The 13,847-nt window shown below is 37.7% G+C and carries 11 protein-coding genes; 8 read left to right on the top strand and 3 right to left on the bottom strand.

Annotated elements, in window-relative coordinates:
- Nucleotides 1-53: 53 nt before the first annotated feature.
- A complete protein-coding gene (locus ACFILD_RS04115) occupies nt 54-2,231 on the bottom strand; it encodes a TonB-dependent hemoglobin/transferrin/lactoferrin family receptor (protein WP_375664050.1) in 2,178 nt (725 codons plus the stop codon).
- A gap of 244 nt (nt 2,232-2,475) precedes the next feature.
- Between ACFILD_RS04115 and ACFILD_RS04120 the strand changes: the two genes are divergently transcribed.
- Nucleotides 2,476-3,246 (top strand): energy transducer TonB, encoded by a 771-nt coding sequence (locus ACFILD_RS04120; protein ID WP_375630892.1) that lies wholly within the window; start codon nt 2,476-2,478, stop codon nt 3,244-3,246.
- Between the two features lie 1,039 nt (nt 3,247-4,285).
- Here the strand turns inward: ACFILD_RS04120 and ACFILD_RS04125 are convergent.
- Nucleotides 4,286-6,376, bottom strand: a complete 2,091-nt coding sequence (locus ACFILD_RS04125) for a lytic transglycosylase domain-containing protein (RefSeq protein WP_375664808.1) — start codon at nt 6,374-6,376, stop codon at nt 4,286-4,288.
- Nucleotides 6,377-6,626: 250 nt separating this feature from the next.
- On the opposite strand from ACFILD_RS04125, the gene dapA reads away from it, so the two are divergent.
- Complete coding sequence (gene dapA, locus ACFILD_RS04130; RefSeq protein WP_273791105.1) at nt 6,627-7,511, top strand: 4-hydroxy-tetrahydrodipicolinate synthase; 885 nt, start codon at nt 6,627-6,629, stop codon at nt 7,509-7,511.
- Between the two features lie 18 nt (nt 7,512-7,529).
- Nucleotides 7,530-8,006, top strand: coding sequence for an SsrA-binding protein SmpB (gene smpB / locus ACFILD_RS04135; RefSeq protein ID WP_012231306.1), 477 nt, complete (start codon nt 7,530-7,532; stop codon nt 8,004-8,006).
- Nucleotides 8,007-8,054: 48 nt separating this feature from the next.
- On the opposite strand, the gene ACFILD_RS04140 is transcribed toward smpB, so the two are convergent.
- Nucleotides 8,055-8,723, bottom strand: coding sequence for a uracil-DNA glycosylase (locus tag ACFILD_RS04140; RefSeq protein ID WP_273791121.1), 669 nt, complete (start codon nt 8,721-8,723; stop codon nt 8,055-8,057).
- 568 nt (nt 8,724-9,291) lie between these two features.
- Here ACFILD_RS04140 and rpoZ point away from each other — a divergent pair.
- The 5 genes from rpoZ (at nt 9,292) to acpS (ending at nt 13,771) form a co-directional block, all read left to right on the top strand.
- Nucleotides 9,292-9,690 (top strand): DNA-directed RNA polymerase subunit omega, encoded by a 399-nt coding sequence (rpoZ, locus tag ACFILD_RS04145; protein WP_273791104.1) that lies wholly within the window; start codon nt 9,292-9,294, stop codon nt 9,688-9,690.
- 128 nt (nt 9,691-9,818) lie between these two features.
- The gene (locus ACFILD_RS04150; RefSeq protein WP_375664809.1) at nt 9,819-12,044 is read left to right on the top strand and encodes a RelA/SpoT family protein; all 2,226 of its coding nucleotides are present in this window, start codon (nt 9,819-9,821) and stop codon (nt 12,042-12,044) included.
- Between the two features lie 16 nt (nt 12,045-12,060).
- Nucleotides 12,061-12,639: an orotate phosphoribosyltransferase gene (gene pyrE, locus ACFILD_RS04155; RefSeq protein WP_273791120.1), complete on the top strand. Its 579-nt coding sequence runs from the start codon at nt 12,061-12,063 to the stop codon at nt 12,637-12,639.
- Nucleotides 12,640-12,733: 94 nt separating this feature from the next.
- Nucleotides 12,734-13,342, top strand: coding sequence for a DUF2062 domain-containing protein (locus ACFILD_RS04160; RefSeq protein ID WP_375659936.1), 609 nt, complete (start codon nt 12,734-12,736; stop codon nt 13,340-13,342).
- A 27-nt stretch (nt 13,343-13,369) separates the two neighbouring features.
- Nucleotides 13,370-13,771, top strand: a complete 402-nt coding sequence (gene acpS / locus ACFILD_RS04165; RefSeq protein ID WP_273791101.1) for a holo-ACP synthase — start codon at nt 13,370-13,372, stop codon at nt 13,769-13,771.
- Nucleotides 13,772-13,847: the final 76 nt, after the last annotated feature.

The following is a 13,847-nucleotide window of genomic DNA, read 5'->3' on the forward strand; positions in this document are numbered from 1 at the left end:
TTATTCTTTATCGATCTAACCTTTTTAATTGATCTAATGGTTAACAAAAGTAACTAAAATTTTTGCACGAACGAAACTTTAAAGTTGCGACCAGGCTGAGTATAATAATCCTTCGGCGTTGAGCTTTCACCGGAAGGAAGATCTGATACATTCCAATATTTTTGATTGAACAGATTATAAACACCAGCCCTTATAACAGGACCCTTTTCACCAAATGGCTTCAACCAACCTGACACATCAATAATATTATAACCTGGAATTTTTTGATAGTCCGATTCCTTAGCAACTTTATCGCGTTTGGCAGATGAGGTAAGAACAACGTCTGCTCCCCAGATTTCTTTTGCATATCCGATCCCAACAATCGCTTTTAAAGATGGAATTGAGTTAAGATATTCATCTTTATCAAGATCTTTTCCTTGCGAATAGGCAAGAGCAAAATTGCTATGGAATCCACCATTAAGAGCCAAATGTATTTTGGCTTCAGCACCATAAATACGCACATTCGCACGATTTATGTAATGGCGACGCGCAAATTTGAATTCCTCTGATGGCCCTTTATCTATAGTATCTATGAAGTCCTTGTATTGATTGAAAAAGGCACTGACTGAACCGCCGAAATTTCCATTTCCATACCTTATACCAACATCATATCCATTGCTTGTTTCTGCTTTAAGATCAGGGTTTCCCTTCACATAATAAGCAGAGGGTTTTATATAAGAGACATAAAGTTCTGGAATACGTGGTGCACGAAAAGCTTGCGCCCATTGAGCATAAAGTGTTACTTGATTACGAACATCCAGCTCCATACGTAATTTGGGAGAAAAACGTGAACCATTTCTTTCTGGAGGAAATTTGTCAGAAATCAGAGCTTTCTCATAAGAGGACGTTTTTTGAGGGATATATTTAAACCAATCATAACGAACTCCAGGTGTTATACGGAAATGGTTATCAGCAAAGCCAATTTCATCTTCGAAAACAAAACCCAAATTATAGCCATTCGCATCTGGTGAATCTGACCGATTAGCGGGTACAAAGAGACAGCCCCGTGCATTTTCCGCCAAATGACAATTATCTTTCCCTAACAAATAATGATGAAATTTAGATGATAAAACATTAGTGGCAATCTTTAACGTATGATCTACAGTGCCAATATGAACTTTCTTGAGAGCGTTAGCATTGATACCATAATTAGTATTACGCAAAAAATTATCTCTCAAAAAATCCCCTTTGGGGGCCCTAACACGAAATCCGGTCAGAATATGACGATTTGACTGTCTTTGCCAATAAATCTGCCCACGAAATGCATCAAAAAGTGCATCTTCATTGCCATTATAGTCATAAGAAAGAGAAAGGCGTTCACGGAGTTTGTCGTCCTTATCATAAACGGAACCTGGAGCATATCTTTTAGACGCATTCAATGAATGTGTATCAATGGTGTGACCAAAACGCTCGGCGGTAAAACCAAGTCGGTGATTATCATCAAGGTATTGGTGAATTTTAAAGAGCAAATTATTTTGATCAAAATGAGCAGGGTTTTTACGTGTGCGCTCTCCATAGCCTTCTAAGGTTCCCATATTTTTGCGCTCATGACCTTCCGCATAAGAACCTTGGAAAAGCAAAAACGTTTGTTGAGCACGCATTGCAACAGCTTGATCTACGTGCCAACTATTATCAACAGAATGATAACCACCTTTTATAAGACCACCCCAATTTTTTCCTTCTGTGATAAGATCTTCAGGATCAAGGGTACGCAAAGCAACAATTCCTCCTAGCGCACCAGATCCATAAAGGCTAGAATCCGATCCTTGAATAATATCAAGTGTGGAAAGTGCACCAAAATCAAACGTTGTGTTACCACTATTTCCGCGGAATATATCGTCCAACCATGGAAGAACGATACCATCCATTGTTGTAAGAATACGGCTTGCCTCTAAACCACGAATGACAAAACTGTTATTCCCTGGGTTATAGGATACGGATGGATCAAGGCGATTAATATCATAGGCATCAGTTATTTGTTTTTCACTAATATCTTTCGCGGTTTTTCGACTCGTCAGAATAGTGACCGAATCCAAGGCCACCCCTATTTTTTTCTCTTCAATAACAATTGGTTTGAGTTCAGTGACAGAAGCTCCATCATTACTTCGTGCGAAAACAAATGAAGGTATACAGACCGATAATGCACTTAAAATCACACAGCTTTTATAGATATTTTTTCGTCTTATTTGCATAACACATCACAACCCTTTTAACGTCCCCTCTCTGTTTTGAAATTTTATTTACATACAAAAAGGCTGGACCCGCTGATTAAAACTTGCCAGCCAAGTAGAAATGATTTTGAAAACAACACAAAATCACTGGAAAACCATATTAAACATGACAAAATCAGTCAAGAAAAAAGTTGCAATTTCAAAATAGCCTGTTTTAATGAGATTGAACACCAATATTAAGCTTAAAATAGTGGCAGAAAAAACGATGAATTTTGCAAATACGAAGCAATTATTAACTCTTTGGATTGGTGCATTTGTTGGAGCTTTCTTTTTGCATGTATTATTGGGAGCGCAGTTTTATTTTCAAAGTATTGGTGTAAGTAATGGCTTGCTCTCGTCGGAGATTATGCTGACTTTTGCGCAAGAAACTGTATATCCGGATGTTGATACAGATTTGCCAGATATTCATACAGAGTCGGATATTAATACAGAGCCAGAAGTATTACAGTCTGATCTCCTAGAGCAGGAGTTAGAAGGATTGCAATCCGTGGATGAAGTTCAATCGCAAGAACCTCAGCATATAGTAGAACAGGATGACTTAAAGTCTTTAGAAGACCCCCTTCCTCAAAAAGTGGAGCATAAAGCGTTTATCAAAAAAACAATACCGATGCCAAAGGCTGTAGTAAAGCGCTCCAATACAAAGGCGGTACGTTCTTCTTCCACCAATAAGGGCGGTGGTACAGCAGGGACTGAAGATATGTTGTTAATGGAGTGGTTAGCAAAGGTACAGTCACAATTAGAAAGGCAAAAAAATTATATTGTGGGACAGCGTACCAGTCATACAAAAGGAACGGTGAAGTTAGAATTTATGGTACATGAGCAGGGGAGTATTTTTTCTAGTCGTGTAGCAGTCTCTGCTGGTGATCCGGAACTTGATCGATTAGCGATGGCGGCACTTCAACGCATTGGTTCTTTTCCACCACCACCACCATCAAAAGTGAATAAAACAATCAGAGTATCCCTAATATTTAGCTGATTTCTTATGCGGGGCGATTTTCTTATAATATATTGATTTATAATGATTGTTTATAATTTTAATGAAAGTTAAAATATAGTTTGTTCTAATTTTTTTGACGTTGAATTAATCAAAACCATTCGCTTACTTATGATATAAGTTGAGGGGGGAGCATGAATAAAAACTTCTAAAAAGCAGCGAATATACTTCTTATGAATGCTCTAAATGAAAGGGTTGTTGCAACATTGGGAGTTATGGGATGATAGAGCTATAGCTTTTATTAAGTAATTAAGTAAAGGTTAATCGTATCTAATCGATTTTTATACCGTTCGTGAGAGGATTTTCGTAAGTACTTTCCAGATACACCGTTGTGAAATAGACTTAGAAACATTAAAATAAAACAAGAATATCAATAAGAAAAACATACTATTTTGGGATGCTCTGTTTTTGTGTGAAGGATGTGAACTTATATGTAAAAATGAGAAAAACAAAAAGCAAAGCTTCATCTTCATCATTAAAAGATATTGACATATTTAAAAGTCGTAAAACCGAATGAAAGGGAAGGGGCAGAAGAAAATTGTTTGTCTTTAAGGCTTTCTAACTCAATGAGTTTGTCTTTCTGTTATCAGAGATAATCCAAACGATATATATAACAACCTACTCTCTATTTGGTATAGAAATGTTATAAGCAGAAAAAAATAGTTTTAAAATATGCTGTTTCACAAGATTTGAATATTGACTAATAAGCAACAGTAAAAGGATGAGCTATTTGTTTCACTCTTCTCTTATATTTGTAATCTCTATGATATTGTCGTTTATGTTGAGAAGAAATGAACTATTTGTATGACATGTTGATTTATAATGATAAGTCATCATTTTGTATTTAGAATAAAAGACCCGAATAGCGCAGGGTTTTCTTATTTTGAATTTATTGATACTGAATCAATTAAAATTACTTGCTTATACATCATAAGAAGGCTGGTATGTGGGTACTATTTAAAAAGGAATAAAAACACTTCTTATGAATGCTTTCAAATGCTATTTGGGAAGTTAAGGCATATTATTTCCGTCGACCAGAAAGCAGGTCGGTTTTTATATCTATTTTCCCAGTGAGTCTTGCTTTGTAGACACCATAATTTTCCATGACACGCATCACGTAATTACGTGTTTCTGTATAAGGAATACGTTCAATCCAATCAATGACGTTATCGAGAGATTGTCCTCGAGGATCGCCATAACGTTTTATCCATTCATTGACTCGACGGGGACCCGCATTATAGCCAATAAGAGTTAGTATATAGGATCCATTAAAACGTTCTAATTGTTCATTGAGAAAATGGGCACCTAATGTTGCATTATAATGAGCATCACTGCTAAATTTTTTAGGAGACCATGCGATTGAGTATTTTTTTGCCAGTGCTTTTGCTGTTGTAGGAAGCAATTGGAGTATACCTTGTGCACCTGCTTTTGATATGGCTGTTGGATTAAATTCGCTTTCTTGGCGTGCAATGGCATAGATAAGCGATTTTTCTTCTACAGAAATATTAGCAGAAGCTGGTATAGCTCCCAGAGGATGAGAGAGTGCACCAACATTTTTTCCCTGAAAAGCAGCCATTTTTCCAATTTTGAGGCTGGTATAATAGTCTCCATTTTTTTCTGCCATAACAGCCAGAAGAGCTAATTCACCGGGGCTTTCTATTCTTTTTCCGAGCTCTCTATAAAAAATTTTAGCAAAATCAGCATAGCCGGCTGCTTCAAGACGTTGAATTGCTTTGATCGCTTTTCGTGCACTAAAATGTTGTCGCTCAGCGGTTGTTGGTTTGGGAAAGAAAACTTTAAGCTTTTGTTGGTTGAGTCGTGCAGCGGCTAATTGACCATAGTAAGTTGCACCAAAATGAGCTGCACGATGAAAGTATTGCTGGGCATTTTGATGTTCTTTTAGCGTTTCTGCTGTTCGTCCCATCCAGTAATATCCACGTGATGCATAAAAAGGTAAAGAAGAGAGTTGAGGAATACGTGAAAAATGCTGCATTGCTAATTTAGGGTTATGAAGAAACCGTAGTGCATACCATCCTGCATGAAACTCAGCATCGACGGCTAATGCAGATGTTATACCAGTGTGCGTTGCAACGAGTTGATAAGCAATTTTTGGTTTGTTTAAATCGAGCATTTCACGAGAAAGGGCGCGTTGTTCTTTCCACAATGAATGAGGGTTCATAAGGCGAAATGCATCGTTTGATGTTTTCATCATGAGTGCTGCGGCTGCATCATATTGCTCTGTTCGTCGAAGATGGCGTATTCGAGCAAACTGAAAAAGAGGATCTTTTTGCCATGATCTCTCTACAGCTTTTAATTTTTGTGTAGCTCTAGGATCATTTTTTTCAACGGCCACAAAAGCATTAAAAAGAGATTGAGCATGGGCTAATTTTGCAACGCGTGCTGCTGAATCAAAACGATGTGCATACAGCATAAACTGCATGCGTTTCAAATGATCAATAGGTTTTAATGCAGCGCTTGCATTTTTAAGAACAAATACTTCTTCTTTTGCACTGAGTTGTGTTTTATGCCACCATGGAGCAATAATGTGTTGAGCACGAGTGGTTTGTCTGGTTTCGATAAGTGCTTTAGCGAAGAGAGCCATCCCTTGTGCTGTTTGGGGCGGGTGATGAGAAAATTTTTGGATGATTGCGCGTGTAACGTTGGTTTCGTTAAGAAAAGCACGTTCAGCATTGCGTTGCATCGTTTCTATACCTGGCCATCCTTTTAGCATGTTGATTGCATTAAATATTTCAGAACTTGGTATATTCGCTTGGTTTGATACCCCCAGCGCCCATGTCAAAATATGACGATCAAGGCTATGTTTTTCCATTGAATTACGAAGATTTATTGTTTTTGCAATATTGTTGTTTGCTAGTGCATCTAGCCCAGCTTTCAGTTGCTGAAGTGTAGCAGTATTGTGTGATGTCGTGTGTATCTGTTGAAGAGAGTCTTGAGCTTCTTTTGTGGTAAAGGGAGTAGGGCGAACCAAAGGGATTGGCGCTTTCCCTTGCAAAAGGGGTGTTTGCGCGTATGCACTTGAAAATAAAATTCTTATTGCCAGTATAAGTGCAGTAAAGGTTGATACGAAAAGAGAGGTGGAGAATACACGCATAGAGAAAAGACCTTGAGACCTTGCTTTTTGTAAAAACTTAAGGATTTATAGGACACAAGCGTGAAAAACGCGTTAATATAGACGGCTTATTTTAAAGAACTGTTCAACATTTAAGGAGGGGCATTTTCATCTTATGAGGGCTTTTTTTGAAATTCATCTTGCTTCAATGATAGAGCAAGATTATGCTCTATTTAAAATTTATAAAAGGCGATTATAAAAAAATAAAAGCAAACATTATAGGGAGTTTATCATGCTCAAGGGAGCTATAACTGCGCTTATCACACCGTTTGATAACAAGGGCGCAATTGATGAGAAGGCGTTTTGTGATTTTGTTGAATGGCAGATCACACAAGGGATTAACGGTGTAAGCCCTGTTGGGACAACAGGTGAATCAGCAACGTTAAGTCATGAAGAACATAAGCGGATTATAGAATTGTGTGTTGAGCAGGTTGCAAAGCGTGTTCCTGTTGTTGCTGGAGCGGGATCAAATAGCACAAGCGAGGCTGTAGAGCTTGCACAATACGCGCAAAAAGCTGGTGCAGATGCAGTTTTGGTTGTCACTCCCTATTATAATAAACCAAATCAATCTGGTTTATACAAGCATTTTTCTTCCATTGCCAAAGCTGTTTCTATTCCGATTATAATTTATAATATTCCTGGTCGTTCTATTATCGATATGGCTGTAGAAACGATGAAAGACCTTTATCAAGATTTTAACAATATCATTGGTGTTAAGGATGCAACGAGCAGAATTGAGCGCGTTAGTGAACAAAGTGAAAAGTGTGGAAAAGATTTTGTGCAGCTTTCCGGTGATGATTGTACGGCGTTAGGTTTTAATGCACATGGAGGTATGGGGTGTATTTCAGTTTCCTCCAATGTTGCTCCGAAGCTTTGTGCAGAACTTCAAGCAGCTTGTTTTCGTGGTGATTATAAAACAGCACGAGAATTAAATGATCGCTTGATGCCTCTTAATCGTGCTGTGTTTATTGAACCTAGTCCGGCAGGTATTAAATATGCTGCTGCAAAATTAGGATTTTGTGGTGATACTGTGCGTTCTCCTATTGTTCCATTAACAGAAAGAACAAAGAAGATTATTGATGCAGCCCTCAGTCATGCTGGTCTTTTAAAAGCATAAAATGATATTGACAAAGCCATGAATAAAAAAAAGAACGCGCCCGTACGGAAAATAATTGCTGACAATCGTAAAGCACGTTTTAATTTTGAAATCCTTAATAATCTCGAGGCTGGTCTTGTCCTTCAGGGAGCGGAAGTGAAGTCCTTACGTTCTAATCATGCCAATATTGCTGAAAGCTATGCGAGTTTTGAGAATGGGGAATTATGGTTAGTAAACAGCTATATTCCTGAATATACGCAGGCTAATCGTTTTAATCATGAACCACGACGTTTGCGCAAATTATTACTTTCAAAACGTGAGATGGCACGTTTTTTTAATGCAACGTCTCGTGAAGGAATGACACTTGTTCCTCTCAAACTTTATTTTAATGAACGAGGGCGCGTTAAGTTGGAGATCGCTCTAGCGCGGGGGAAAAAGCTTCATGATAAGCGCGAAACGGAAAAAAAACGTGATTGGGGACGTGAAAAAGCAAGACTTTTAAAAAGATATGGATGATGGATGCAATTTCGATATTCTTTATTTATAGCACTTTTTAAAACAGTTTTAGCATTGATCTAAGTATGTTTTTGCTGCTTGAAAGATTTGGTGAAACATGGCGTCTGTCAAGCGCCCAGTATTTGTATTATAACGAGAACAGTGATAGCTCGAAAAGATGCGTAATCTGCCGATGTTATTGATTTCACCATGTCCAAAAGGGTGAGATAAAACTTTTGCATTAAGGGCACGTATCGTTGAATGGTGCGCAATGGTGCCTAAGGTAATAACGGCTTTAAGTTTGGGAAGATTTGTTAAAAGAGGTGAAAAGAAATAGCGGCACGTGTTAATTTCTGCACCGGTGGGTTTATTTTCTGGTGGAACGCAACGAACAGAGTTAACGATTGCTGCATCAATAAGTTCAAGAGTATCGTCTGCTCTTTCTTCAAAGGTTCCTTGGGCAAAACCAAACTTTTTTAAAGTTGAATAAAGTAAGTGCCCAGCATAATCACCAGTAAATGGACGTCCAGTTCGATTTGCTCCGCGCAATCCAGGAGCAAGCCCAACAATAAGAAGGCGTGTTGTGTCTGGCCCTTTATGAGGAAAGAATGGGCGCACCGGTGCGTTATACCAACTTGGTTCTTTTACACGCCAGCCAGCGATAAATTGATGAAGCCTAGGACATAAATTGCAATTTTGGGGTGGTTCTGGGCAAAGTGATGTTAATTGGCTATTCATGGTGTTAGGCATCAATCGTTTTTCTATTTTTTTGAGTCTTTTATAGCGTATATGACGGGTTATGTTTTGATAAACAATCTATAATGAATATAAATAAACTTTTTTAGAAGAAAGTTTAATATAAACTTATTGCTAATTATTGTGTAAGAGGTCATCTTTCAGTAATTTATTCGATGAATAAGAGTGCAATACACATGATGTTCAAAGAAAAAAAGTTTTCTCTTTAGATAAAGATATTATCATAAAAAGTATGCGTAAGGCTGCCGTTATTGCAAAGGATTTTAAATAGCTGGTATTCCTTTTAAAAGGATGAATACTCCAGACAAGTATTTTGTCAAGAAAGACCGTCCTTTGTTTGAAGTCAATCTATTGGAATGCTTTTAAGAGAAACTTTGATAACGAGCATGAATAGGTTATACATTTTTATAAATTTTCCAAGAATTTTCTTAAATAAGTTCTTTAATCAAAAAATATAAAAGTTTGTGTTGTTTTTCTTGTGTTTTATTTTGATTATTGTATATACTCCTTTATCCGCTATTAAATTTTTTTATTTGAGAAAGAGGCATAAATGGCCCGCGTAACGGTAGAAGATTGTATTGATAAAGTTGACAACCGCTTTGAGTTGGTACTTTTAGCAGGTCATCGGGCGCGTCAGATTTCACAAGGAGCGCAGATTACGGTTGATCGCGATAATGATAAAAATCCAGTTGTTGCTTTGCGTGAAATAGCAGAAGAAACATTGTCGCCTGCTGATTTAAAGGAAGACCTTATTCATTCGCTGCAAAAGCATGTGGAAGTAGATGAGCCAGAAATGGCAAGTGAATTTATTACCCATTCAGGTGAAGCTGAAAGTGTTTTTAATACGTCATCGCAAGAAGAAGGTACTTCATTTGATCATATGTCAGAAGAAGAGCTTTTAGCGGGTATTGAAGGTTTGGTTGTTCCAGAAAAAAGTGACGATTATTAATTGCAGCAATTTATGTTACAGGAGTAAAGATACTTTGTCATGTGAGGAGCAATTATTTTTCGTGTCTTTTATTAATAGGACGTGTTCAATAAAGATTAGGGGTGTGAAAAGATAAAGGATATGCTCGTATGATGCGTCAGTGTGAGCTTGTTGGACGTGTTCAACGTTACAAGTCTGACGTAGATGAGGCTCTTTTAAACAGGGCCTATGATTATGCAATGAAAAAGCATGCGCATCAAAAGCGTGCGTCAGGTGATCTTTATTTTTCTCATCCTTTAGAAGTTGCTGCTATTTTGACAGATATGCGGTTGGACGAGGCAACGATTGCTGTTGCTCTTTTGCATGATACAATTGAAGATACAAGCGCTACACGAGCAGAAATTGATCAGCTTTTTGGTTCTGAAATTGGGAAGTTGGTTGAAGGGCTTACAAAGCTTAATAAGCTTGATCTTGTATCAAAGAAAGCCGTACAGGCAGAAAATCTTCGTAAACTTCTTATTGCTATTTCTGATGATGTTCGTGTTCTTTTAGTCAAACTTGCTGACCGTCTTCATAATATGCGTACCCTTGGTGTTATGCGTGATGATAAACGTCGGCGAATTGCTGAAGAGACGATGGATATCTATGCGCCACTTGCAGGCCGTATGGGTATGCAGGATATGCGTGAGGAATTAGAGGATCTCTCTTTCTTTTATTTAAATCCAGAAGGTTATCGTACGATTACCAATCGACTTTCTGAATTATTGAAACACAACCGTGATTTGCTTTCCACAATTGAAAATGAATTGACAAAACTTTTTTTGGAGCATGGCATTAAAGCAGATGTTAAAAGCCGTCAGAAAAAATCTTATTCAGTCTTTCGCAAAATGGAAAGTAAAGCATTATCTTTTGAACAATTATCGGATATTTTTGGATTTCGTGTGATTGTTGAGTCCGTGAATGATTGTTATCGTGCTCTTGGTGTCATTCATACGACATGGCCAATGGTTCCTGGTCGTTTCAAAGATTATATCTCTATACCAAAGCAAAATGATTATCGTTCTATTCATACAACAATTGTTGGCCCTTCAAGACAACGTGTTGAGTTGCAAATTAGAACGGCTGCTATGGATGAAGTTGCTGAATATGGGGTTGCTGCTCATTCCATATATAAAGAGCGCGGTTCCAATTATTCGACTGTGAAGTTATCAAGTGAAACGAATGCCTATGCATGGTTGCGTCAAACGATACAATCTTTGTCTGATGGAGATAATCCAGAAGAGTTTTTAGAACATACAAAACTTGAGCTTTTTCAAGACCAAGTTTTTTGTTTTACGCCGAAAGGTCGATTAATTGCTTTTCCTAAAGGAGCTACGCCTATTGATTTTGCTTATGCCGTCCATACAGACATCGGTGATTCTTGTGTGGGTGTAAAAATCAATGGTCGTATTATGCCTTTAATGACCAAATTAAAAAATGGTGATGAGGTTGATATTATTCGCTCACACGCTCAAATTCCGCCAGCAGCATGGGAATTTCTTGTTGTCACAGGTAAAGCACGTTCAGCTATTCGACGAGCAAGTCGTGCAGCGGTACGTAAACAATATTCGGGTTTAGGATATCGTATTCTCGAGCGTTCATTTGAATATATGGGAAAGCAATTTTCAAAAGACCTTTTGAAGAAAGTTTTGCCACGTTTAGCACGTAAAGATGTAGAGGATGTATTGGCTGCTGTTGGGCGTGGAGAGCTGTTTTCCGCTGATGTGATTAAAGCGGTTTATCCTGATTATCAAGATCACCGTGTGGTACAAAAGTCATCTTTTAGGCCTGGGGAAGAAGGTTGGTTTAATATTGAAAATGCTCAAGGTATGATTTTTAAAGTTCCAGAAAATGAAAAGAATGCAAAGGTCGAGAATCATCAATCTAAAGCATTGCCTATTAGAGGAACCCATGGAGATATACCCGTACGTTTTTCACCGGAAGGAGCAGTACCTGGAGATCGGATTGTTGGTATTATGCAGCCAGGAGCTGGGATCGTTATTTATCCAATACAGTCTTCAGCTTTGATGGCGTATGATGATCAGCCAGAACGATGGATTGATGTTCGCTGGGATATTGATGCCCAAATGAATGAACGTTTTCCTGCACGGATGAATATTTTGGTTGTAAATAGTCCTGGTTCTTTGGCTGAAATTACACAAATAATTTCTGCTAACGATGCCAATATCCAAAATTTATCTTTTATCCGTACAGCACCAGATTTTACAGAAATTATGATTGATTTGGAAGTGTGGGATTTAAAACATTTGAATCGTATTTTTTCTCAATTAAAAAGGGCAGGTTCAGTAAGTACAGTACGGCGGGTTCATGGATAAAAAGAAAGATTTAGCAATGAATACACAAGATGTCATTGATATTTTTAAACAAGCAGATGCTATTCTAGAAGGGCATTTTATTTTAACATCGGGGCGCCATAGTGCGACTTATATGCAAAAAGCGAAAGTATTCATGCATGCTGACTTGACAGAAAAGTTATGTCGTGGATTGGCTGAAAAAATCAAAAAATCTATCGAGGAAAAAATTGATTATGTTGTTGGGCCCGCAATTGGCGGTCTTATTCCTTCCTATGAAACTTCACGTCACCTTGGTGTTCCTTCTCTTTGGGTAGAGCGTGTAAATGGCATCTTTGAATTGCGTCGTTTTGAAATCAAGAAGGGTGCACGGGTTGTTATTGTTGAAGATATTGTGACAACGGGTCTTTCCATTCGTGAGACTGTTGAAGCGCTTGTTGCAGCAGGAGCAGAGGTATTGGCCAGTGCATGTATTCTTGATCGTTCTGGTGGTAAGGTCAATGTTGGAGTTCCATTGATTGCGCTTGCTGAATACGAGATAACCTCTTATGCTAGTGATGCTCTTCCTGCAGAGCTTTCTGTTCTTCCAGCGATTAAACCAGGCAGTCGAAATATTTAATTGTCTTTCTATTTTTTTTTGTGCAAAAGCTTAAAAAGATTAATTTGGATGATATAGGTTATTTCATTATCAAAAGATGTATATTGAGAGTCATATGCTTTTTCGTCGTCGAGAACCAATAGATTTTGTAACGCGTATTCGACTTTGGTTATGGCCACGTCGTTCATTTTCTCGCTCATTTTGCTACATATATAAACGTATTTTGCGTATATCAGCAACACCGCATGAAGTAGCATTAGGGGTTGCTGTTGGCATTTTTTTAGCTTGTTCCCCTTTCTTTGGGCTGCATATTATTTTGGCAATATTTTTTTCTTGGCTTTTGCGTGCAAACTTTGCTGCCGCAATCATTGGGACGATTTTTTCTAATCCACTCACATTTTTATTGATTATCATGGCTGATTATAAAGTAGGGTACTTTTGTTTATCACTTTTTAGCGATGTCAAAGAGATTTCTCTTTCGCAAATTCGTGCTCTATTTAATGGTTTGACATTGTCAAATCTCTCTCTCCTCTTTAAAGGCGCATGGGACACAATTATGAGTCCTATGATTTTAGGTGGAACTCTTTTAGGTATTGTTTTTGGTGGTTTATCTTATATAGGTGTTTACAGAGCAACGGTTCGTTTTAAACAAAAGCGATATCAAAAGATTATAAAAAAAAGGCGTTTCAAGAAGCGTTCATCGCCTGTATTAAAACAGAAATAAATTTGAGAAAGATCGGGTTAATATCTTATGATTATTGGTCTTGGAAATGATCTGGTTGATATACGACGTATTGAGAAAATGTTGGTTCGTTATGGTGAGCGTTTTATCCAACGTATTTTTACGGATATTGAAAAAAATAGATCTGAAAATCTCAAAAAAAGCTCCTCTTCCTATGCAAAAAGATTTGCTGCTAAAGAAGCATGTGCTAAAGCCTTAGGAACGGGAATCGCTTGTGGTATCAATTGGAAAGACATGGGGGTAGTTAATTTGCCATCTGGTAAACCAATAATGCAATTAACAAATCGTGCGCAAATGCAACTTCAAAAGTTATTACCTCCTCATCATGATGCAGTTATTCATCTTAGCATAACAGATGATTTTCCTTGGGCACAGGCATTTATTATTATCGAAGCACTTCCACGTGGATAGATGGCGTGAGAGATTGTGCTTTTGTTATTTGAATATTATGATGAAAAAAAATTATATCTGTGATGAGAAGGCAGTT

Origin of the sequence: Bartonella sp. CL162QHHD, assembly GCF_042195435.1 — a bacterium.
Taxonomy (GTDB): Bacteria; Pseudomonadota; Alphaproteobacteria; order Rhizobiales; family Rhizobiaceae; genus Bartonella.